The sequence below is a fragment of the Nostoc sp. UHCC 0252 genome (assembly GCF_034931145.1).
Lineage (GTDB): Bacteria > Cyanobacteriota > Cyanobacteriia > Cyanobacteriales > Nostocaceae > Nostoc.
The window spans coordinates 1-22,945 of the sequence record NZ_JAYGHE010000010.1; the positions used below are offsets into that span (position 1 = coordinate 1).

Annotated in this window: 23 protein-coding genes; 8 read left to right on the plus strand and 15 right to left on the minus strand. The window is 41.4% G+C overall.

From position 1 onward, the window contains the following. The first annotated feature begins 40 nt into the window (after positions 1 to 40). The gene (locus VB732_RS08865; protein WP_323230447.1) at positions 41 to 982 is read left to right on the plus strand and encodes a hypothetical protein; all 942 of its coding nucleotides are present in this window, start codon (positions 41 to 43) and stop codon (positions 980 to 982) included. Positions 983 to 1,353: 371 nt separating this feature from the next. Here the strand turns inward: VB732_RS08865 and VB732_RS08870 are convergent, their stop codons facing one another. Continuing rightward, positions 1,354 to 3,234, minus strand: coding sequence for an ABC transporter ATP-binding protein (locus VB732_RS08870; RefSeq protein WP_323230448.1), 1,881 nt, complete (start codon positions 3,232 to 3,234; stop codon positions 1,354 to 1,356). Between the two features lie 561 nt (positions 3,235 to 3,795). Between VB732_RS08870 and VB732_RS08875 the strand changes: the two genes are divergently transcribed. Next, a complete protein-coding gene (locus tag VB732_RS08875) occupies positions 3,796 to 4,029 on the plus strand; it encodes an EF-hand domain-containing protein (RefSeq protein ID WP_323230449.1) in 234 nt (77 codons plus the stop codon). 374 nt (positions 4,030 to 4,403) lie between these two features. Here the strand turns inward: VB732_RS08875 and VB732_RS08880 are convergent, their stop codons facing one another. From VB732_RS08880 to VB732_RS08935, 12 genes are all read right to left on the minus strand, one after another. Beyond that, entirely contained in the window at positions 4,404 to 4,973 is a 570-nt protein-coding gene (locus tag VB732_RS08880; protein ID WP_323230450.1) for a peptidylprolyl isomerase, read from the minus strand. 118 nt (positions 4,974 to 5,091) lie between these two features. After that, on the minus strand, positions 5,092 to 7,116 hold the full coding sequence (locus tag VB732_RS08885; RefSeq protein WP_323230451.1) for a primary-amine oxidase: 2,025 nt from the start codon (positions 7,114 to 7,116) through the stop codon (positions 5,092 to 5,094). 299 nt (positions 7,117 to 7,415) lie between these two features. Then, on the minus strand, positions 7,416 to 7,940 hold the full coding sequence (locus VB732_RS08890) for a tetratricopeptide repeat protein (RefSeq protein WP_323230452.1): 525 nt from the start codon (positions 7,938 to 7,940) through the stop codon (positions 7,416 to 7,418). 90 nt (positions 7,941 to 8,030) lie between these two features. Continuing rightward, positions 8,031 to 8,846, minus strand: coding sequence for a transporter substrate-binding domain-containing protein (locus tag VB732_RS08895; protein ID WP_323230453.1), 816 nt, complete (start codon positions 8,844 to 8,846; stop codon positions 8,031 to 8,033). Positions 8,847 to 8,858: 12 nt separating this feature from the next. After that, on the minus strand, positions 8,859 to 9,215 hold the full coding sequence (gene rplT / locus VB732_RS08900; RefSeq protein ID WP_010997578.1) for a 50S ribosomal protein L20: 357 nt from the start codon (positions 9,213 to 9,215) through the stop codon (positions 8,859 to 8,861). A 19-nt stretch (positions 9,216 to 9,234) separates the two neighbouring features. Then, a complete protein-coding gene (gene rpmI, locus VB732_RS08905; RefSeq protein ID WP_323230454.1) occupies positions 9,235 to 9,432 on the minus strand; it encodes a 50S ribosomal protein L35 in 198 nt (65 codons plus the stop codon). 83 nt (positions 9,433 to 9,515) lie between these two features. Continuing rightward, positions 9,516 to 9,821, minus strand: a complete 306-nt coding sequence (locus VB732_RS08910; protein ID WP_323230455.1) for a type II toxin-antitoxin system RelE/ParE family toxin — start codon at positions 9,819 to 9,821, stop codon at positions 9,516 to 9,518. After that, positions 9,821 to 10,105, minus strand: coding sequence for a type II toxin-antitoxin system ParD family antitoxin (locus tag VB732_RS08915; protein WP_323230456.1), 285 nt, complete (start codon positions 10,103 to 10,105; stop codon positions 9,821 to 9,823). Before VB732_RS08915 ends, VB732_RS08910 begins: the two co-directional genes overlap by 1 nt. Positions 10,106 to 10,221: 116 nt before the next feature. Continuing rightward, the gene (locus VB732_RS08920; protein WP_323230457.1) at positions 10,222 to 12,282 is read right to left on the minus strand and encodes a ribonuclease R family protein; all 2,061 of its coding nucleotides are present in this window, start codon (positions 12,280 to 12,282) and stop codon (positions 10,222 to 10,224) included. Positions 12,283 to 12,395: 113 nt separating this feature from the next. After that, a complete protein-coding gene (rpsR, locus tag VB732_RS08925; protein WP_012411240.1) occupies positions 12,396 to 12,611 on the minus strand; it encodes a 30S ribosomal protein S18 in 216 nt (71 codons plus the stop codon). Between the two features lie 2 nt (positions 12,612 to 12,613). Next, on the minus strand, positions 12,614 to 12,808 hold the full coding sequence (gene rpmG, locus VB732_RS08930; RefSeq protein WP_012411241.1) for a 50S ribosomal protein L33: 195 nt from the start codon (positions 12,806 to 12,808) through the stop codon (positions 12,614 to 12,616). 43 nt (positions 12,809 to 12,851) lie between these two features. After that, positions 12,852 to 13,409, minus strand: coding sequence for an RDD family protein (locus tag VB732_RS08935; RefSeq protein ID WP_323230458.1), 558 nt, complete (start codon positions 13,407 to 13,409; stop codon positions 12,852 to 12,854). Positions 13,410 to 13,616: 207 nt separating this feature from the next. Here VB732_RS08935 and VB732_RS08940 point away from each other — a divergent pair, with 207 nt between their 5' ends. Both VB732_RS08940 and glp read left to right on the plus strand, forming a co-directional pair. Next, positions 13,617 to 14,264, plus strand: a complete 648-nt coding sequence (locus VB732_RS08940) for a hypothetical protein (protein ID WP_323230459.1) — start codon at positions 13,617 to 13,619, stop codon at positions 14,262 to 14,264. Between the two features lie 49 nt (positions 14,265 to 14,313). Continuing rightward, a complete protein-coding gene (gene glp, locus VB732_RS08945) occupies positions 14,314 to 15,579 on the plus strand; it encodes a gephyrin-like molybdotransferase Glp (RefSeq protein ID WP_323230461.1) in 1,266 nt (421 codons plus the stop codon). A 108-nt stretch (positions 15,580 to 15,687) separates the two neighbouring features. Here glp and VB732_RS08950 read toward each other — a convergent pair whose 3' ends face one another. Next, positions 15,688 to 16,920, minus strand: coding sequence for a cysteine desulfurase-like protein (locus VB732_RS08950; RefSeq protein WP_323230463.1), 1,233 nt, complete (start codon positions 16,918 to 16,920; stop codon positions 15,688 to 15,690). 307 nt (positions 16,921 to 17,227) lie between these two features. Between VB732_RS08950 and VB732_RS08955 the strand changes: the two genes are divergently transcribed. Further along, positions 17,228 to 17,449: a DUF4327 family protein gene (locus VB732_RS08955; protein WP_323230464.1), complete on the plus strand. Its 222-nt coding sequence runs from the start codon at positions 17,228 to 17,230 to the stop codon at positions 17,447 to 17,449. Between the two features lie 1,367 nt (positions 17,450 to 18,816). Here VB732_RS08955 and VB732_RS08960 read toward each other — a convergent pair. Continuing rightward, positions 18,817 to 18,993, minus strand: coding sequence for a hypothetical protein (locus VB732_RS08960; RefSeq protein WP_323230465.1), 177 nt, complete (start codon positions 18,991 to 18,993; stop codon positions 18,817 to 18,819). 290 nt (positions 18,994 to 19,283) lie between these two features. Here VB732_RS08960 and VB732_RS08965 point away from each other — a divergent pair, with 290 nt between their 5' ends. The 3 genes from VB732_RS08965 (at position 19,284) to treZ (ending at position 22,809) form a co-directional block, all read left to right on the plus strand. Further along, the gene (locus VB732_RS08965; protein ID WP_323230467.1) at positions 19,284 to 19,763 is read left to right on the plus strand and encodes a protein tyrosine phosphatase family protein; all 480 of its coding nucleotides are present in this window, start codon (positions 19,284 to 19,286) and stop codon (positions 19,761 to 19,763) included. A 345-nt stretch (positions 19,764 to 20,108) separates the two neighbouring features. Beyond that, a complete protein-coding gene (locus tag VB732_RS08970; RefSeq protein WP_323230468.1) occupies positions 20,109 to 20,513 on the plus strand; it encodes a thiol-disulfide oxidoreductase DCC family protein in 405 nt (134 codons plus the stop codon). 448 nt (positions 20,514 to 20,961) lie between these two features. Next, positions 20,962 to 22,809, plus strand: a complete 1,848-nt coding sequence (gene treZ, locus VB732_RS08975) for a malto-oligosyltrehalose trehalohydrolase (RefSeq protein WP_323230469.1) — start codon at positions 20,962 to 20,964, stop codon at positions 22,807 to 22,809. The last annotated feature ends 136 nt before the right edge of the window (positions 22,810 to 22,945 follow it).

Below are 22,945 nucleotides of genomic sequence, written 5' to 3' on the forward strand. Positions count from 1 at the left end.
CCGGACATGATATTACTAGTATTAAGTTAATCGACAGATTATGTTTTCTAGTTGTTTGAAGAAGAATAATCAATTAAGTATACATAAAGACAGTAATATCTCAAATGTTGATATAGCACTTTTTATAGATAGAATCAAAAGTAATATCTGGGCATTTGGAATTCCATCTTGGCTTTTTGGAATAACCGATAGAACTATAGCTGCATTTGCTGATGGTTATTTATCTTATATAGAGGCATTTCAATTATTTACAGCCTCTTTCTTTTTTGTCAGTTGGCTATATCTCAAGCCAGATGAAAGCTTCAACAGCAATGATTTAGACCCTAGCCAGTATCAAGAATATATCGCCCGTACTCAGGCTAATAAGCTTCAAGTAAAAAAGCTTCACATGATTAGCCAGGAGTATATTTTACCGTTTCCTTATATTTGCCAAATTTATCATTTGTTAAACTTAAAACATTTAGAAACCGTTCATAACTTTAGCCTTAATAACCTGAAAATTTTTCAGATTAGCCACTTTCAGCCAACTAATACTGGTGGAATAATCAAATTCCAAACAATACTAGACTCGCCAGCTAATCCTTTAAGGATGTGGCGACAACCGATTGTGGAAGTAGATTTAATATTACATACTCCTTACACGGTTGAACTGAGTATTCCAGTCTACAATAACAAAAGGATAATTGTTATATTTAATGCTTTTCCGTTAAATGACTCAGAGCATCACTTCTTTATAGATATTTATAGTGATCTAGAATGGCCCAAGCCATTATTACAAATAATATTGCATTTCGCTTCTTGTTTGACACTATTTGAAGATTTGCCTTATCTAAGAGCTTTAGCTGATAAAAACATCGGGCGTTTATTCAAATCAAGTAAGGCTTCAAATCACGAGACTGCATTGCTGTTTAAAAGATTTGTCGAGCTATATGGTTCGAGTGGAGAAACAACTAAATTACTTGAAGGAAGCAAAGAGAGATAAAGCATTTTATCGAAACAGAATTCAGGAGTCATATAGCGGTTCTCGTTTACGTGAGGTACACCCGTAAGGGCACGGCACTGCCGTGCCCCTACACCTTGCAATATAATCTTGTACCGCATCTGAATGGGAACCGCTATATCATGTTCGACTTAATACTTATGTCATTGCAAGCGTTGCGCGGCAATCCCAAACCTTTGTGATTGCTTTATTCCACTTCGTTGCATTCGCAATGACATATTATAAGTGATTTGCTGAACATGGTATAGCTAAGGTTTAGCCCATTGTGACTCCTGAATTCTTCTTCAATCTCCAATAATCATCGCATTAGAAAACATCGCTGTTTTATCCGTTGAGCTTATTCTGAAAATATCCTAAGTTCCCAACATCTGCAAATTATGCAGAGTGGCATAAAGTCCTCCTTCTTCCAGTAGTTGATCGTGACTTCCCTGTTCGATTAATTCGCCACGCTTCAAAACAAAAATCCGATCTACATTGCGAATCGTAGATAAGCGGTGAGCAATAATAATAGCAGTACGCCTGAGCAATAGCTGATTTAATGCCTCTTGAACTAAAGCTTCTGTGCCAACATCTAAACTAGCGGTAGCTTCATCTAGTACTAAAATTTGGGGATCGCGAATAGCAGCCCGCGCAAAGGCTAAAAGTTGCTTTTGACCACTAGAAATATTTGTCCCCCGTTCTCGAAGTTGAGTATCATAACCTTGGGGTAGTTCTTCTATAAACTGGGCAATATTGGTTTGCTCTGCTGCTTGTTGAATCTGTTCAATGGTATAGCCATCTCCTAAAGAAATGTTGCTTTTAACATCGCCAGCAAACAAAAAGCCTTCTTGAAAAATTACTGCCATGTAGCGCCGCAGTTCAGCTTGTGGCACTTCTCGAATATCTATGCCATCAATGAGAATACGTCCTTGGCTGGGTTCGTAGAGGCGACACAAAAGCCGGATGATCGAAGTTTTACCCGCACCTGTAGGGCCGACTAATGCCACTTTTTCTCCAGGACGAATGGTGAAATCTAAGTCTTTAATTACGTAATCATCATTTTTGTAAGCAAACCAAACGTGATCAAACCGAATCTCTCCCAGTTCAGGCGGGGAAGTGATATCTGGAGATTCTAAATTTGCAACGATCTCGTCTATGTAACCGAATTTAGCATCAAATATTGAGAAGCGCACATTGGCGCGATCGCGGATTTCGATCGGTTCGTCTAATATATCGCCTACGCGCTCAATGGCAGTAAAACCAGCTTGAATGACTGTAAATTTTTCGGCAAAATCCCTTAAAGGGTCAAATAATCGCTGGGCATACAAGATAAATGCAGATAAAGTCCCAAAAGCTAAACTTTTTCCTAACAGTAACCAACCACCCATGTACAAAACAGCTGCGATCGCAATCAGCCCAATCCATTCTAAAGTTGCTGAAATAAATGAATCATAAAAAATGGTTTGATCCATTTGCTGAGTGTAACGGCTGTTGGTGGCGCGAAACAGTTCGGCATTAAATTTTTCTCTGCGAAACAACTGGACGACGTTAATACCGAGGACATTTTCTTGTAACTGTGAGTTCAATATAGAAAGTTCTTCCCGCCCTTTGTAGTTGGCTTTGCGGTACTGTTGCTGAATGTAAACAATTAACCAGCTTACTGGTAACAGCATGAATAGCAACAAGCAAGTGAGTTGCCATTGGATGGAGAACATTAACCCCAAAATCACCAGCATAGAAAATATATTGGACACAATGCCAATTGCCCCAGTAGAAAAGACATCGCCTAGCACTTCCACATCGCTGGTGATTCTGGTGATTAATTTACCTACGGGTGTGCGGTCAAAAAACCGTACTGCTAGGGATGTTACGTGTTGAAATAAGTCTTGGCGAATTGCGGCGGTGATTTCTTGCCCTAGTCTTTGTACTAAATAACCCTGGTAGCCTGTTAAAAGCAATCGGATTGCGATCGCAACCAACAATAATCCCTCTAGAATATTTAGCCCTTGCGACAAGGGACGATTCCTGAGAAATTCGTAAGCGCTAGGTTCATTGCGAATTAGGGAGATAACTTGGCCAATCAACAGAGGTTGGATGGCATTAGCTAGTGCGATCGGTACGAGTAAGGACATCGATAGCGCCAATAGTTTCCCGTTACGACGGGCATAAGGCACTAAACGCAAAAACAATCGCCAGTCATTTTCACGCCGACGAGGTTGCGTATAAGATTTTTTCAGGGATTGGTAGATGCTCATAGTAAGAGCATTATATTAATGTTTATAAAAAAAATACTCTTGTTTAAAGTAGTGTTTGGCCTCCTACTCTGATACCATGCCTGAGATAGAAACCGCAAGACTACTATTAAGACCTTATACTCCTCAAGACCTGGACGAACTTGCTCCCATTTTGACTAACCTAGCAGTTATGAGGTATTCACCTAGATGGACTATACCTAAAGGTCAGGTCACAAAAGTAACACGATAAATATTAAATTTTTTTATTACACACTGGGAACAGCACGGTTTTGGTGTGTGGGCTGTAGTAGAAAAAGCTACTGCCAAATTAATTGGTCAATGTGGGCTGAATTTTTTACCAAATAGCCCGGAAGTCGAAGTTCTCTATCAGTTAGACCAAGTTTATTAGAATCAAGTTATTTTCATCGTCAGACTGTAAACCCTATAACCCACGGCGTACACTCGATCTAAACCCCAGTGATAGCTGTTTCTACGTCTAAAGATACAAGTTTATTTAATTTTGATACATTGATCAGAAATTAATGAGATATTAAGTTGAAAAACTAATTTAGATAGAAACCTATGGCAACCGAGCAAGAGCTTCAATCTCTTTTTAATACCTTAGATACCGATCAAGATGGCAAAATATCCATTAATGATCTTTTTTTAAGTCCTGGCTTAAGTGCAATTATTTCATCAGAAACAAATAGTACTAGTCCCCAGGAATTGCTAGTAAATTATGATTTAGACAAAGACGGTAGTATTACCTTTAAAGAGTTAAAGGAAGCAGTTGAGAAAGCAAATAATTTAAACTAGCAGCCCAATACCTAAAAATCCCTCACTATTGACACCAGAGAGGGATTTGCCTTTATACGGTCATTGGTAAATCGATAACCATTCTGTACTAGATAAGTTGAAGAGAGTCAGGCTAGACAGTTCCCTACCCTACCGTCTCCCTAAAATCTTGAGACATATAGATTTTAGGGAAATACACTTGGGTTAAGAAAAATAGTAGGTTGGATTGAGCGGCAGCGAAACCCAACAAAGCCTCGATAATATTGGGTTTCGCTCCTCAAACGCCACCTGCTTAAAGTCGGGGAACCGCAAGGGCGCAGTGGCTCCCCAACCTACGCCAGTTGTAGTTTTTAGACTTAACCCAAGCGTATTGTCTTTCAGGGAAATAGTGTTAGCTATTGCCGAAAAATTTCTACTTTTTGTAACACGATCTCTTGATTTGGACGATCTCTAGTCGTAGGCACATTAGCAATCTTGCTGACTATATCTAAACCTTGGACAACTTCACCAAAAACACTGTGTTTGTTGTCAAGATGAGGCGTTGGTGCTTCTGTAATGAACCATTGCGAACCATTTGTACCGCGTCCAGCATTAGCCATCGACAGGATACCTGCACCAGTATGTCTCAATTCAGGATGAAACTCATCCTCAAATTGATATCCTGGGCCACCAGTACCCCATCGGTTAGCCATATCTTGATAACGACTCAGGGGATCACCACACTGAATCATAAAATCAGGGATTACTCGGTGAAAGCGAACTCCGTCGTAAGCTGGAGTTCCTTTACCAGATTCACCAGTTTTAGGGTCTTTCCAGTCGATTGTTCCAGTTGCTAGACCTACAAAATTTTTGACGGTGTTGGGAGTTCGTTCTTCCTCTAAACGAACTACAATTTCACCCAAGGAAGTAATTAAACGAGCGTGCAGCTTGCCACTACCGGGAATATTAATTTCTGGAAAGTTCATTAGATATCCTATTTTAACAACTGCCTGTATTTGACCTATATAAGTTTATCAGCATTCAAGTTGCTCCCTTTAGACATGACAAAAAACTGAATGAAGAAAACTTGAGCAAAGGAATATTTTACTCTGGCAAATTTATCGCTGGATTCCGGCTAAAGAACCCTCTCGGAACTAGCTTAAAGCCAACCCGGTGAACGGGCATCACAGGCCAATCTTCCGATCGCGGAATATGAGTTACGCCCATTGTGTACCATATCACGATATCTTCACCCATCAAGGATTCATCGTCTGCAATATATTTAGGTAAACCCTGTCCTGGTTGAGTCTGGTTGGGATAATCACCACCAGCATAGAGTTCAGTAGGCTTATATTTTGTTACCCAAAGGTGATGAGTCGCAAATTCTGCCTTTTGACGGATTTTTGAACCTTCCACTGGGAAAAATACAGAATTTCCTTCAGGCATCAGCATATATCCAGGTGCAGCCCCTAGCGGATTTTTCTTGTCTGCACTAACAATCATCCATTCCCGACTGCTTTTCATATCCAAATCGCGCACAGCAGCCGTTTCTTTAGGGAGTGGGGTTTCTGCAACTGCGATCGCATTTCCTAATGGATTTTTCTCATCCATTGGTAAAGCTTTTACGTTCATTTCCATCACAGAATTAGCCTGACCATCGACATCGAAATCTAGGCGATAGTTGAAAAAGTGCTGGTGATTTACTCCAAAGATATTTTTAGCAATTAGCCGACCATAGGGATTATCCTCAGATTGTGCTTGAGCAGCCGTTCCTTGCGTCAGCACGATACCTGTTAACTCATTTTGGACTTCCAAAGTCCCATCCTGGTGAAAGATCCAATTAAGGCTGTAATCATAGTTGTCAATGGCCGTAGTCATTGACATCACTAATTCTCGACTGCGACGGACATCATTGCGCTGAGTATTGTAATCATAGTGTTTCCATAACATGCCGCGATCGCGTTCATAGATACCGATAACCCCTGGTATCTTATAAGGTTCTCCCTGCTCATTAGCAAATACAGCATTCAGCAAAAGCCCGTTTTCAGGAATTTCTTTACCTAACTCCATCGTATTTGCTAGCAAACCAAGATTATATTCCCCAACGTCAAATGCATTCCTAAACGACCAAGTGGGATCTGGATCGCCGTAAGGAACTACCATTTCGGATAGGCTAGCGCGGTATAAAACTGGTCTAACATTTTTCCCGTCATCGTATGTCACTTGATACAACGCCAATCCACTACGGGGATGCATTAAATACCGAAACTTCCAACCTTGCCAGCTAACTTCATTGTCTTTGATTTGAAAACTTTTACCGTTAGGTTGAAGAAGTTTTAATACTTTAAGCGGTGAAAGTAATTTGCCCAAAGATTTTAGATCGTAGTTCCAGTTTTCTTTAGAAAAAGGTACGTTTCCCTGATCAACGAAACTGACGATTTTACCTGTGTTCAAATTGACAGTTGCCACCACTCCTTCAATCGGACTACCGTAATAGTTCCAGCGATCGCCCTGGTAGTAAGATAAGCTGCGGCAAAGACGATTACCTGCCGCTTCTTCCTGCTGACTTAGGATTCCTGGGGCCCATGAACTGATTTTGACTCGATCGAAATCGGTAATTCCCCGCCTTCGCATCGCTTTTTGCCATCGGGGATCGGCTTTAACTACCTGAGTTGCCAGTTCATATTCTGAAGTAACGATCGCAGGTTGGACAGAGGGGATTTCTTTCCAAGAACTTAAGGTTTTGCTTCTCAGGTCAACGATACCCTCATAAGTTTTGTTTTGCGATCGCTCATAGATTGCCAAAAAAACTTTTCGTCCAAAAGCTTTACCAGGTGTAAATTTTAGAACTTCTTCTTTATCTGGTTCTTGTAAAGCAATAAGTGGAAAAGCTGCCATTTCGCTCAAAGTTTTTTCTCTTTGAATGACCGAAACAGCTGTATTAATTTCTGCCTCTGTTAGCGAAGCGAGAGGATGGGAAATCGAAGGTTGTTGAGCCGTCAGTATTCCCATTAGTCCTAATGAGATAGAAATGACAACAATGATGGCAATAGCTAGCCACCAAAAACGCTTTAGCCGCTTTATAGCGTTTCCTAGTCTACTGAGGTACACCCAAATCTTGTTTACCAAGGTTAGTAGCTTTGAAAACGTACCTCACTAGGTTGGGAACCGCTATATCATCTTTTACACTTTTACAAAAGACTTATAGTTATCTATTTCCAAGTCTCAAATTGAAACCCGATAAAATATAGAAGCTAAAGCCAAATTAATTTGCAAATGCGATTGCCGCGCTTCGCTCGCAATGACATAAGTATTAAGTCGAACATGATATAACTCCTGAATTCTGTTGGATAAAAAAGAGCAAGCGCATTTATCTTGCGTTGCTCAATCTGAAATATAAAATCCAAAATTATTTGATACCCTTGAAATTAAGCTGAAACCAAACGGCGTAAAGATTCAGCACGGCGTTTAGCAATAGGGTTATTTGGATCCAACTTTAGTGCTTCTTCATAACTTTGTAACGCCTGAGTAGTTAATTTTTTCTTCTCGTAAGCGTGAGCAAGATTATTCAACCCTGTTACATAGTCTGGTTTAGCTTTCAGGGCTTCTTTATAGTGGCGAATTGCGAGATCATATTGCTCTTGGGCAAAATAAATATAACCCAGCCCGTTGTAAATAGGGGCAATATTTTCTTCTCCCTCTTCTTCGGCAGTTTTAATTGCTTTTTGAAACAGCACGATCGCTTGGGAATACAGTTTTTTTTCTGAATAAATACTGGCTAACTCATAATATTCTTGAGTCGTACCCTTTTCTTTCTCTAACTTCTTTCGCAATTTTGCAAAGGAGCCTTCAATCTTGCGAGTTTTGAAAATTTGGCGAAAAACACCCACGGCTGCGATTGTGAGTATACCCACCAAAACTGAGAGATAAACAACGGCTAGACTGTTATCCATTGCTGTAAATACAAATATTATAAAGTTTGTTATTCGTCATTTGTCCTTTGTCATTTGTTATTCACTAATGACTAATGACTAATGACCAACTTAAGGTAAACCCCAATATTGAGAGCGTTGCTGGAGCCAACCTTGTTCTAGGTAACGAGCGATCGCTTGATTCACGTTTCGTCTTAATTCATCGTACTGCAATCCCTTGGGCATAACTACAGACAAGGGTTCAGTTGATAGCTTAGTTGGCAGTAGCCGATATTGAGGATATTGTTGTACCCAACCGCTTAGAACGGTAGCGTCGGCGGCAAAGGCGACGGCGGCATCACTTTCTATTTTCTCTCGTGCTTCTTGATATGAATTTACTCCTACCAACTCGGCGTTTGGCACATAGTACCGAACTCTAGCAATGGTACTGGAGTTATTCAAGACGGCAATTTTTTGTTTTGCCAAATCACTTAACTGCTGCACAGAGCCATCTTTTGTAACTAATACAGTGCCATCCAAATAGTAGGGAACACTGAAACTAACTATGCGGCTGCGAGATTCAGTTGCTGTCACCCTAGCGATCGCAAAATCAACTTTCTTGTCTAAGACTACAGACAGGCGATCGCGATTCGCTACAGGTTCCAATTTGACAGCATCTGCTTTCCCAACTAAATCAAGGGCTAATCGCTGTGCTAAGTCAATTTCTAAGCCTTGCAAATTACCGTTAGCATCTCTAAATCCCAAGGGACGCAAGTTATCTTTGACAGCAACAGTTAGATAGCCACGCTGCTGAATTTCTGGCATTTCGGCGGCAGATGCAGTAAATCCTGTCCCTACTATGGAAAAGCAAGATATCCAAAAAATAATGGCGGATAATACCAGATGTAACCGAGAAATTACTTGCCATCCGTTACATCTGTTATACATCCCTTGCCACCTTTATCCTTTAGCTTGACTTGCTAGTTCCGCAACTTTGCCAAAGCTAGCCGGATCGAGGACTGCTAATTGTGCCAACATCTTGCGATTTAGTTGGATATCAGCTTTTTTCAAGTTACCGATCAACTGGCTGTAGCTCAAGCCGTGTTGTCTTGAAGCCGCGTTGATGCGGGTGATCCAGAGGCGACGAAAATCGCGCTTTTTCTTTTTGCGATCGCGGTAGGCACTGCGTAGTGCCTTCATTACTTGTTGGTTGGCAGTTCTAAACAGGGTTGAGTGAGAACCGCGAAAACCTTTAGCTAGTTTGAGAATTTTATTGCGGCGCTTCCGAGCTACATTACCGCGTTTTACCCGAGTCATAACTTATTTCCTGAAGGACTTACAAATATGGGAGCATCAAGCGCACGTTGAGTTCATCGCGTTCATGTACAAGGGCAGTCTTGGACATGCTACGCTTTTTGTCGGAAGTTTTGTGTTCTAAAAGGTGGCTTTTGCCAACTTTCCGACGGACGATTTTACCGGTGCCGGTGGCACGGAATCGCTTCGCTGCGGCTTTACGAGTCTTGAGTTTAGGCATGGTATAGCTTTAATTCGACACGATCCATTATTATACTAATAAAATTGCTGTAATGGAAATTAAATAAAGGATTTAAACAACTACTAAAGGATATCGTCATTTAAGAAAACTGTCTCTAAATCTCGATAACCACTGACAACACGCACAACTTCCACACCGCCATCAATGGGACGATAAAATATCAAATAATCTTCTACAGGGAAACTCCGTAAAGCGCTGGCAAAATTATCGCAACTTTGCCCCATATTAGGAAAATCAGCCAACAGTTTACACTGCTGTATAATTTTTTTGTTGAGTCTTCGAGCCGCATCAGGATTAAAGCGGGCAATATAGCTGCTAATTTCTTTCAAATCTAATCTAGCTGAAGGCGCTAAAATACACCTACTCATTATTTAGCAGCCTCAGGTTGTTGTATTTGGGCTTCAGCACGTCGAATGTCTTCTTCTATTTCTGCAAATACCTCTTCACCATCAATTCCTTCACCACGTTCGAGCTCTTCGATACCAACTTGGATTTTAGCTTTCAATTCTGCTAGACGCTGATCTCGAATGCGATCGCGTTCTTCTAGCAATCTCAATGCTTCACCCATCACTTCACTAATTGAGTGATATTTACCGCTACTAACTTTATCCTTAACCAACTGCTCCAGTTCTGGGGTCAAAGATATATTCACGACTATTACCTCATTCCATTTACCCTATATCCTAACCGACAGGGGTTAGAGCAAGGCTAAAACAATTCGTAATTGATAAGACTAGCCTTTAACGAGTATTACAAATGACAAATTAGTTAATTCGCTGCTGTTTGGGCTTCTTGATAAACTATTTCTTGAAACTGAATCATATCTTTTTGCGGATCGGCGTGGCTAACTTTCACCAATATCTGTTCGCCCAAGTTCACAGAACGTTTGAAAACCATTGGTAACTGCAAGCCCAAATCTTCGATCAAAATTAGGGCCAAGTTGCTGTCTTCCCGCAACCACATCAACACCGTGACATCCCAAGTTTCCTCTGGATGACGGCGTAAATACTCTAGAGCATAATATCTATTAGTTTGCCGTTCTACCATCGTCACCTCTTGAGTAATGCTGGTGACTGTCATCATCACTTCCTTAAGTTGATCTGCGGTAAATGGTAAAACTTCACCCCGCAAATGGGCTTTAAGTTGAAAGTGGGTAAGCAAATCACTGTAGCGGCGGATGGGAGAGGTTGCTTGAGTGTAGGTATCCAAACCCAAACCAGCATGGCGCAGAGGCGTAATGCTCATTTCGCTCTTGGGCATACAACGACGCATGGCGCAAGCGCGAACGAATCCGGCGGGAAGTAACAGCAATTCTTCCTCTGGTGGTAATTCCGGTTGGGGCTGACCGCGAAAGGGCAGAGGTATGTTATGAGCTTTACCATAACGAGCCGCAACTTCACCGGCAACAATCATCATTTCTGCGACTACTTGCCGTGATGGGGAATCGTCCAAAATGTCAATGTTGATCTCGTCATCTTTGACTTTGATCATCGCTTCGGGCATTGTGATGCTAATTGCCCCTTGAGCATAACGCCAAGCTTTGCGTTTTTGTGCCCAAGTTGCGATCGCAGCAATTTCTGGTTCTGCTTGTACCCGTAATTGCAGCATTTCGTCTACATCTTCGTAGGTGAGGCGATAAGTCGGCTTAATAGAACTGGTATGAATGCTGTAGTCTTCTACTCCCCCAGTTGTACCTAAAATAATTCCGAAGCTGAGGGCGCAACAAACTCGTCCCTGGATTAGACTCATTGGCCCAGTTGCCAATACCTCTGGGAACATAGGAATCATCCCCGTAGGTAAATAGACTGTGCTACCGCGCTTTCTGGCTTCCAAATCTAATTCATCTTCCGGCACTAACCATCTAGTGGGATCGGCGATATGCACCCACAGGCGCTCCCGTCCATCGGGCAGAATTTCCCAACTTAGACCATCGTCGATCTCTGTGGTGGTTTCATCATCTATGGTGTAGACCTTTAGGTGAGTCAGATCAAGGCGGTTTGTATCTGAGTCAATTGGGGGGAAATCCAAACGCTGTTGCGCCACTTCTAATACCTTATTAGGAAATTGGATCGGAATTGAAGAACGCCGCAGGAACAAGTTTTCATAAGGACTCCAGTAACCCAAATCTACTAATAGTTGAAAGGCCCCTTGAGGCGTTGTGGGTCGTCCCAGCATGGTCATAGTTTCTAATACTGGAGCGCTGGGCGGATAAGCGCGAGCTAAGGAGTCATAATTTACCCCTGTCCGCACTGTATCAGCAAGCAACGCTGCGTATTTTTCGAGTCCTTCTAGGCGCTGGCGATCGTGGCGACCCCACTCTACTGTTTCACCTTTGAGCGCCTGCTCTACACGAGTTAAAAATTCCTGCTGTCCTTTAGCTTTTAATGCCTCTACTTCCATCTGGTGCTTGCGTTCTGCTACCTGAGCAGCAGTTCGGGCTTCATAAGCGTCTCCTTTTTGCTTGAAATAAAGTTTGTCGTCTGATAACAAGCAATAGGCGGCGTAACAATGAGGCGCGGCTGATTCGGAAAATAGCAGATTCGCCATTTGGTCTGGGGTAATTGTTTCCCCATCTTCAACCAATATTTCCCAAGCTACCTCTAAGCTAGATGGGTCTAAATAAGGGCTGACTTGCTCCAAAAAGCTGGCAATCTCAGAGGATTTGTAGGTCTGTCCGGTAACTGTATAAGTTATTTGTCTAGGCGCGAGGCTGTGGGACTGACCACGGTCGTCTACCACAAACCAGCGGGTTTTACCGTCTGGGCGTTCTACGATCCCCAGACGGCGATCGCCTTGAACCCTAAATTCAACTAGCGTCCCCTTCTCCACAACTCTCGCACTTTAATTTTGGTGAACAGTTTAAATAGTTTCAAGTTAGGAGTTAGGAGTTAGGAGTTTTGATTCTTAACTCATCACTCATGACTCATAACTCATCACTCTTTTTAGCCTTCCGCATTGATAAATGGCAACAAAGCCACAATCCGCGAACGTTTAATTGCTAATGTCAACTCTCGCTGTTGCTGAGACGTAAGCCCAGTAATCCGCCGTGGCAATATCTTACCCCGCTCGGTGACAAACTTACGCAGTAAATCAACATCTTTATAATCGATTGGTTCTCCTGGCTTGATCGGAGAAAGGCGACGACGGAAATAACTCATCTCTACTTAATTTCCTTGTGAACAGTATGTTTGTTGCAGTGGGTGCAGAACTTTTTCAGTTCTAGCCTGTTGGTGGTGTTGCGGCGATTCTTGGTGCTGGTATAGCGTGAAACACCAGCAGAACGCTTATCTGAATTTGTCCGGCACTCAGTACACTCTAGTGTGATGATAATGCGGGCACCTTTACTCTTAGCCATAATCTTACAAACAGTGGAGCCTGAAGAGATTTAACACAAATGACTATCTTCTCACATTCCGTCGCATATTTTCAACTAATCTTTTAATTTTTATATCAAGTGAGTAGCCACGACGCGACGAAACGATGAAAGTTCCACAATAGCGATCGTGTAAAGCCTGCCGCATCTGGGTATCAGATAAGGCAGTGCCGCAATCAATTGCTAGGGGAAGTACTAGCAGTATAGCAGTGGGATTGGCTCTAATATTGCTCAGGGCAATTGACACTAATAAAGCACCCAAGCCGATAATTGCCTCTCGCTTCACTAGTGAGAGCAAATCTGGAATTCTGCTCACTACTTCTCCATCTTCGACTTCTAACACCTTTAAATCGAACGCCCAACGCCCTAAACTTTGCCCTTGATTGTTGTATGGCACTAGTACCCGCAAAATCAGCCAAGATATCACAAAAACTAGGATTTGCAAAAATTGGATACCGATATCGCCGCCTCCCAGTAGAGAACTGACTAACCAGACACCGAGGAAATCAAGTCCTAATGCCATAGCTCGCCGCCCTATTTCAGCCTTGGGGTAGTGTTTTTGGGGAAGTCGTTCAAGAGTCATACAAAATAGGTATTTTTATTTAGGGATTGGAGAATAATGATTGCTCTTGCTTTTTATATTAAAGTGATGACTTGGGTTTGGCGTTTAAACCGTTACCTACAGAGAAAAGTCTCATAATTAGGGCATTCATGCTGCCCATTGCACAAGAGTCTGCTTTTGAAAAATATCGTATTGTATTGTTGTAAAAACTATTTGGAAGTTGTATTTATGACACATCTATTTTCTAAAACGGCTATTGAGATGGTGGCGACTACTGTAGCATTAGCGATCGCCATAACCACCCACGATCTAGCTGATGCTGCTGAGTTCAACTTTAGCTGGAAGGGAGACGCTGGTTATTCAGTTAAGGGTTCATTTAACTACGATACAACAACTGCTCCCAGTGTCATTTCGGAAACAGGTTTGGGGACTATGAAGAACTTGCAGTCTTTATCTATTTACTTCTTCAATCCATTGAATACTTTAATAAATAGTTTCACACCAGTGGTTAATAGTGTGTCTAACTACAACTTTTTGAGATTTAACTTTGATAACACTACCGAGCAAATCTTTGGCCCCTTCGATGTTGGTAAGGATGATGAACTTCCTGGCGACACCTGGCTTAATAATAATCTCGCACTTATAGATGAAGGTTTTAGCGATGAGGTTCTAGCTAAAGAATTTGGTTTTAACAATAGGGATGCAGCAGGCGCAAAGCAAATACTAGATTTGAGTAACAATTCGGTTCAGGTATCCAAAGTCCCCGAAGGAAGCATAATTATCGGTTTACTAGCAGCGTGGAGTTTAGGATTTACCCTCAAAGAGAAATTCAATCCAAAATCCAAAACTTGTACTGAGCGAAGTCGAAGTATCTAAAATCTAAAATTGCTCAGAGGGATAAAGTAAAAAGTTGGAGGCGATCGCTATGGTATCAGTCAGCGATGCACAAGCAATTATTTTAAATTTAATACAACCGTTGGATTATCAACGGAATACAGAAGTTGTAGATTTATTGGCAGCCGATAGCCGGATTTTGGCAACACCTGTCACCAGTCCGCTAGATTTCCCCCATTGGGATAATTCGGCAATGGATGGTTACGCAGTTCGCTATGAAGATGTGCAGCATTCCAGCGCCGAACAACCCGCCGTTTTAGAAATTGTTGAAGATATTCCGGCTGGGTATCAGCCCAAATCTACGATTCAATCAGGAGAAGCCGCGCGGATTTTCACAGGTGCGGTGATTCCAGCCGGTGCGGATACTGTAGTCATGCAAGAGAAAACACGCCGAGAGGAAAACCGCGTATTTATCCTGGCTGCACCAAAACCACAAGAATTTGTCAGACATAAAGCATCTTTTTACCAAGCTGGAACACAACTATTACCAGCCGGAATTAAGTTAAATGCCTCAGAAATAGCTGTATTGGCGGCAGCGCAATGTCCGCAATTAAATGTTTACCGTCGTCCGCGTGTAGCAATTTTTTCCACTGGTGATGAGTTGGTGACTGTTGATCAACCGTTGCAATCAGGGCAAATTGTGGATTCCAATCAGTATGCGATCGCAGCTTTGGTAAAGGAGAGTGGCGCAGAACCAATATTGTTAGGCATTGTGAAGGATGATCCAGTTGTTCTAGAGAGAGTTATTGCCCATGCCGTTGCGATCGCTGATATAGTTCTCTCTTCTGGTGGTGTCTCAGTGGGAGATTATGACTATGTTGATAAAATTCTAGAGTCACTAAGAGCAAAAATCCACATTCGATCCGTGGAAATGAGACCAGGGAAACCCCTGACTGTCGCCACTTTCCCCAGTACAGACCCGATGAATCGCGTCTCTACAAACTCCCCACTTTATTTTGGTTTACCAGGAAACCCTGCGGCTGTACTAGTGACATTTTGGCGGTTTGTGCTACCAGCAATCAAGAAACTTTCGGGAATTACTGAAGGTTGGGAACCAGCATTTTTGAAAGTGCGATCGCATGATGAGTTGCGATCGGATGGCAAGCGGGAAACTTACCTTTGGGGTAAATTGCATTTAATTGATGGAGTTTATGAATTTCACAAAGCTGGTGGTAGTCACAGTTCCGGCAATTTAATTAATTTAGCTCAAACCGATGCCTTAGCTGTTCTCCCGGTGGGTAAAACATTAATTTACCCACAAGAAGAGGTGCAAGTTTTGCGGCTTAGGAATGGGTAATTGGGAATTGGGAATGGGGAAGAAGCAAGGGGGCAGGGGGCAGGGGGACAAGGGGACAAGAGGTGAGAACTTGAAACAAGTCTTTCCCCTTGTCCCCAATTCCCAATCTTAAAATAACTGCTCAAAAGCCTCAATTAGGCTGTTAACTTCTTCAAGGGTGTTGTAATGTACCATACTCACCCGGACTATTCCACCTTGTGAAGCTAACCCCAGGTATTCGATGAGCCGTTTAGCGTAAAAGTCTCCGTAGCGAATCCCAATGTAATGCTGGTCAATTTTTGCGGGAATGGTTGAGCTATTCATTCCGTCTACTACAAAAGATATAGTCGGTACGCGAAATTCTCGGTCAGCCTTTGATTGACCAATTACTCGCACATTCGGCTTGCTGTTGAGGTAGCTTAAGAGGCGATCGCTAATCTTTTCTTCATGTATGCTCATTAAATCAAATGCCTGCACCATTTGACTTCTCAAATCAGGTGCAGTGCGATCGCCATAGTGCAGTTGCGCTAACTCACTTAAATAATCGCATAAACCTAACATTCCATAACTTAATTCAAAATTGACGTTCCCTAACTGAAATTTATAAGGTATGTCTGTCTGGTCAATAAAATAATGATTAAGTCCAGGCAATCTTAACAAATGTTCTTCTTTGCCATAAAGTAAGGCATGGTGTGGGCCGTAGACTTTATAACAACTCAAAGCATAGAAATCAACATCCAAATCTTGGACATCAACTAATCTGTGTGGTGCATAAGCTACACCATCCACACAAATCATTGCATTGCGATCGTGTACAAATGTAGCAATTTCTTTAATAGGGTTGATAGTTCCTAAAACATTAGAAGCATGAGTCAAAGCTACTAGTTTTGTACGCTGGCTCATCAATGGTTCTAAATCTGCTAAATGAAGTTCTAAGGTATCTGGGCGAATTTGCCATACTTTAACCTTCATTCCTTGTTTTTCCAAAGCGACCCAAGCGCCAATATTGGCTTCATGGTCACAATTAGTTACAATAATCTCATCACCAGGTGTAAAAGTTTGACCCAGACAAATTGAGAGAACTTTCAACATCATTGTCGTAGATGGGCCCATAACTATTTCTTTAGGATAATTAGCATTAACGAAAGTAGCCATTCCCCTAGTTGCTAAAGCCAATCGTTCTCCCGCAAGTTGAGAAACGGCATAAGAAGCTCCCAACTGGACATCAGAACTCAGAAGAAATTCGCTAATTCTATCTACTACCTTTTTTAGGGTTTGTGACCCGCCAGCATTATCAAAAAAAGTCCATTCACCAGCGAGAGCGGGAAAATATTGACGAACTTTATCAAGATTTAAAAGCATAGTATAAGTTTTGTAGAGAATGTTATTTACCCTAACCTACCTTTGGGTAAGTCGCACAGAGAGCATCCACATCCTCTTTTGGTATTTACAACTTCTTCTGCTAGCTTTCTTTATTTGCAATAATCTCTGTGGTAAAAGGTATATTTTAAGACTTGAATACGAGCTTACTGAGATATTTAACTTTTAGCATGAATTAATGTCTTGATTCTTCACAATTCTCGCCAATTTATTTGATAAGTTTAAGGTAGAGTCAAATAAATTATTGTTTTGATTCTTAATTCCTTGATTGAAAATAAAGGAACGACCTATGAACACTACGATTAAATACGACATCGAAGTTATCAAGAAAGAAGCTCTTAAACTTGTTAAAAAGAGACTTGTTAACCGTCAACAGGCAATTTATACCCTGTGTAAATATATTCCTCATCGTGAATGGATTAATTTTGAACTTGAGTTAGAAAAAAATGAATTTTTACTCAGAGATAGAATTATAGACTTGCTCAATCACGAATCTTGGGAAGATGATTGAGGGTGCATATAGAAGCCGTAACACATGAGAAATATATTAATAAAATCACAGTTAAAAATTCATTTTTCATAATTTAAAATCCTCGAGTTAAATCGGGGGTTTTAAACAAGAGATTATTGAAGTAATATGAAGTTCAGATCATCACTCTCATTCAGTAGCTCAAAATCATCCGAGGATTTAACCCCGGATGATTTATTACTCCTGCTTCCTTCAACTTTTTAGCTATGTCAGTGAATACCTTAGAGGTTATTTATAAAGTAAATATTAAGTAGGGTGTGTTACGGCTGTTTAGGAATTTGAGGGTTTGAGAAAGTTTAATTTAGCCGTAAAACACCATATTTTTAGGTGCGTTACGCGCTGCTTTAACGCACCCTACAATTTTAGGTTTACTTTATAAATGGTCTCTTATAGATGGGCTACGTCCTCGTATTTCCTGACAATTAGTTACTGAAAAATGGCAAAAAATCACACTCAATTGATTCCAGTAATTAGATATTAGGCGGACAAGTTTTGCAGCCCTATCCATTCGTTGATAGGTTGCAATTGGTTTGCGTAAACAGTAGTGTTTATACGTTTTTGTTTTTGAGGTTTTCTAGATATATTTCCTGTGACAGCCTCGGTAAATGAGCTAGATTCATTCAAATTATAAACAGGCATTTCTTGCCAGCAGTGGCGGCAAAACCAGTAACTCTTTGTACGGCTTATATGTTCTAAAAGTAAATTTGAACAGCAAGGACAGTAATTCATCTTTTTGTAAAATCCTGTTACTAAAAGTGGGTTGCAAACTAGAGTAATTAGTCGGTAAGCCCTTAGATATTTAAAAAACGTGTTTATGTTTTGACTATAATTTAGAAAAATGAGGAACTTGTGAAGAAGTTTAAGATACTTAATAAGCCATAATATTTTTTATACAAGAGTTAGTTTTGATTTCTGTTCGTGCAGCGCGGTGTAGCAATGCTCATTTAGCTTAAAAGGCAAGAGCATAGGAGAAAAGATTCTTTTTGTTATACTGAAATTTTTGAAATAAAACTTGGTACACCTTAATCTTCTGTAATCTTGTTGCCTACGAAGCCAAGTAATTTTAGGGAGCATCTCAAATGTACAAGTTTAATTTACATACGGGATTCTGAGTTATCCCAAAGAATAAAAACGAACCGCATAGACGCAAAGTGGCTTTCCGCAGGTTAGAACACAAAGGACACAAAAAGAAGAATATTTAAAGGGTTTTTACATCAGTTTCCTATATTTTTGCCAAATTGGAATGTTCCCTAATTTCTAGAATAAAACCAGATTCTTATAGGTCTTTTAAGCAATAACTTTAGGTTATTTAGAAAATTATCAAATTATCTTCAGATAAATTCGTATAACTACACTTTTGCCAATATTCCAATACCACTAATAAGTGCGATCGCCCCACTTTGAGTATTTCTACCATTCGCCCAAGTATGACAATATGCATCGGAGTATAGCCGTTTAAATTCTGCTGACGGTAGGTTTTTATTTGTTCGTAGCTCGTCGCTCTTTCTTGGCCCGTATTTTTCCATACTATCTATTCGTGCAGGAGTTCTAATGCCGTAGGGATAAATATAAGTAAATGTAAATATGATGACAAAAGCTATAATTACTTTTAATCATCATTAATCCTATCGGCAAACCGTATATTATGGATAAAGCAATAAAATAATCGGCTTCAAAAGGCAGATTTTGAATTAATTAAGCAATATCGTTTGATATTTAGCTAATTTTGCACTGCTTATTTGAATAATCTTCTCAAAGCTTGCTGATTCGATTATTTACCAAGCTGGAAGCTATTAAAAAGTAAAAAGGAGTGAATGTGATCAACGCCATACAGATTAACGAAAACTTAACGACTACAGGACAAGTCATACCAAAACAGCTTGAGCAAGCTATCCAAGAAGGTTTTAAATCCATCCTAAATCTGCGATCGCCTGATGAGCTAGGATTTTCCCAGGATGAGCAAAAAGTAGCGGAAGCATTGGGGCTGCATTATACAAATGTTCCACTCAAGGTGGATTTAAAAAATTTAAATGAAGAGGCGATTACCAAAATCCTCAGAACACTTGAACAAATCCCTAAACCAGCAGTTGTGCATTGTGCAGCCGGGATGAGATCAACTGGAATTGCGCTTTTAAGTATTGCTATCCAAGAAGGATTAACACCAGAAGAAACCTTGGCAAAAGCTAAGAATCTGGGTTTTGGATTCTTTGAACATGCTGGCGTTAGTCCCCGGCTGAAGCAATTATTTGTGGACTACGTTAACAAGCATGCGAAAGTAGCTGTCCCTACTTGCTGAAACAGCGAGTTTAAGAAACCTCTCCCTGCCTTGAACTGTCGTTCAAGTCTGTCCCTCTCCGAGTCGGAGAGGGGCGGTTTTGCGTAGTAAGACCTTTTTTTACTGAGGTACAATTCGCGCAACTGGTCAGTGGATAAGCCAACGTACAAAGTAAAGGCGTACCAGTAGCGACAATATCGCTTAGGGGATATTATTCATTCGGAATTATTGCCAAATCTACAACTTAAACTAGATGACATCATGCATATTTAATAAATAAGATTTTGTTGTGGCTGAGGTGAATCGCATTGTTTACCTTCGGTAAGAGCGATCGCAATGGTTTTCTAAACTAGAATAATTATTCCTATGAACTACTACGTAATCTACGATGGAAATTGTAATCTCTGCGTTACCTTGGTGCGATCGCTAGAAACCTTAGACAAAGGACAGTTATTTCGCTACAGTCCTATGCAAGATGAGCAGACACTTTTACGGTGGGGAATTACAGCCCAAGACTGCGAACAGGGGATGATTTTAATTGATGCTAACGATCCTCAAAGACGTTGGCAAGGTAGTAACGCTGCTGAAGAAATTGGGCGGTTATTGCCAGCAGGAAGTATATTTGTGGACGCTTATCGAGCCTTACCGGGGATGAAATGGGCAGGCGATCGCTTTTACGAACAAATCCGCGATAATCGTTACACCATATTTGGTAAGCGTTCCAATACTTATGAGTCGGCATACTGTGTTGATGGTAGCTGCAAGCCGTAGGTAGGGGGCAGGGGGCAGGGGGCAGGGGGCAGGGGGCAGGGAGCAGGGGGCAGGGAGCAGGGGGCAGGGAGATGAGGGGAAACCCCATAAATAATAAATGTATTGAATAAATGTATTGGTTCTAAGACAAGTACGCATTATTATTTATCGTGGCACTTTCCGCTTAAATAAATATTTTTTCCTTAAGCATAAATATATTTATTAGCTCGTAACCCTAGACTGTTGGGGAATTCCAGCATCTTTTTCCCCCTGCCCCTTGCCCCCTGCTCCCCTGCCTCTTTGGTCATTAGACAGAATTTATCCTGGTAAAAAATCCGCCTACAGGTGCTAGCTAAAAGCCCGGTAGACCAACCATTATGCTATCTGGCGTGTTTGTAAACATTGTGCAATCAATGATATTGCGATCGCACCACAATTCGGCACAACATACTGGCGGGAGGGATACTGCGTGAGAATTGGTGCTAACTACTTGGGTAATGGAGAATGTGAATTTACAGTTTGGTCGCCGCTATTAGATAGCGTCACTGTAAAAACTTTGACACCACAGGAGCAGGTTATTCCCCTCAAGCCTCAGTCTGAGGGATACTGGCACGCGAAAGTGAATGATGTATATCCAGGTACGCTTTATCGGTATGTTTTGAATGGTCAAGACGCTTTTGCCGATCCCGCGTCGCAGTATCAACCGGAAGGAGTGCATGGGCCGTCTCAAATTGTCGATCATCATTTTGAGTGGACAGATGAAGGGTGGACTGGTATTCCTGTGGAGTCGATGATTTTTTACGAACTCCATGTTGGTACTTTCACACCTGAAGGAACTTTCACTGCGATTATTCCTCGTCTACCGGAACTGCGGGAACTGGGAATTAATGCGATTGAAATTATGCCCATTTCCCAGTTTCCGGGAGACACCCATATTGAAGCGTCTCTGGCATATCGCAACTGGGGCTATGATGGCGTTTACCCTTATGCGGTGCAAAATTCTTATGGTAGCCCAGCCGAACTAAAGGAACTGGTAAATGCTTGCCACCAACACGGAATTGCCGTTGTGTTGGATGTGGTGTATAACCACTTTGGGCCAGAAGGCAACTATATGAGTCAGTTCGCGCCCTACTTTACTAAAACCTATAAAACACCTTGGGGCGAAGCGCTAAATTTCGACGATGCCCATAGTCAGGGTGTGCGAAATTATTTTATTGAAAATGCGCTTTACTGGTTGCGCGAGTTCCACATTGATGCATTGCGGCTTGATGCTATTCAAGCAATTTACGACTTGGGGGCGAAGCATTTTCTTTGGGAACTGGCGGAAGCGGTTCATCATTTTTCACAACAAGGACAAAAATGGAAACGCCATTTAATTGCTGAAAGCGACCAGAATAATCCGCAAATCATTCGGCCAATAGAATTGGGTGGATATGGTCTTGATGCCCAGTGGAGTGATGATTTTCACCATTCATTGCACGCACTGTTGACAGGCGATCGCCAAGGATATTATCAAGATTTTGGGCAAGTAGCTCAGTTAGCAAAAGCTTACAGTGATACTTTTGTCTACGATTGGAAGTATGCACCACATCGCAAGCGATTTCATGGTATGTCTTGCCGCGATCGCCCCCAATCACAATTTACAATCTGTATTCAGAATCACGATCAAATCGGCAATCAAATGAAAGGAGAACGCCTCACTCAGAGGATCTCTTTTGAAGGATTGAAGTTAGCTGCTGGCGCTGTGCTGCTATCGCCTAATTTACCCCTGTTATTTATGGGTGAGGAATATGGCGAAACTGCACCCTTTATTTACTTTGTCAGTCACTCCGATGCCGACTTAATTCAAGCAGTTCGAGCCGGACGCAGAGAAGAATTTGAAGCATTTCACTATGCAGATGATCCCCCAGATCCCGAATCAGCAGAAACTTTCCTAAAGTCTAAACTCAATTGGGAATTACGTAATAACGGTAAGCACAAAGTTCTCTGGGATTGGTATCGTCAGTTAATTAATTTACGCAAGACGCATCCAGCACTTTTAAATCAAGACCGCAATTTCATCGAAGCGACTAGCGATGAAGACAAACAGGTGGTTATTGTGCGTCGTTGGTGCGAATCAAGTGAACTAATATTTGCGATGAATTTCAATTCGTCTTCAGTGACAGTGACTCTGCCGTTTGAGCAAAATGCTAATAAATTGTTAGACTCTGCTGATACCTCATGGTCTGGGGTAGGTTCTGAAGCGGATGAACATCTGTCTGTGGGACAAGAAGTAAAATTGCAACCTACTAGTCTAGTACTCTATGAAAAAGGATGAAAGGGAGGGTTAGAACTTAAAGTTTCAGCCTCATAACTCCAACATTCGAGTAAAAAGGCTCGACGTTCGAGTAAAAAGGCTCGACGTTCGAGTAAAAAGGCTCGACGTTCGAGTAAAAAGGCTCAACGTTCGAGTA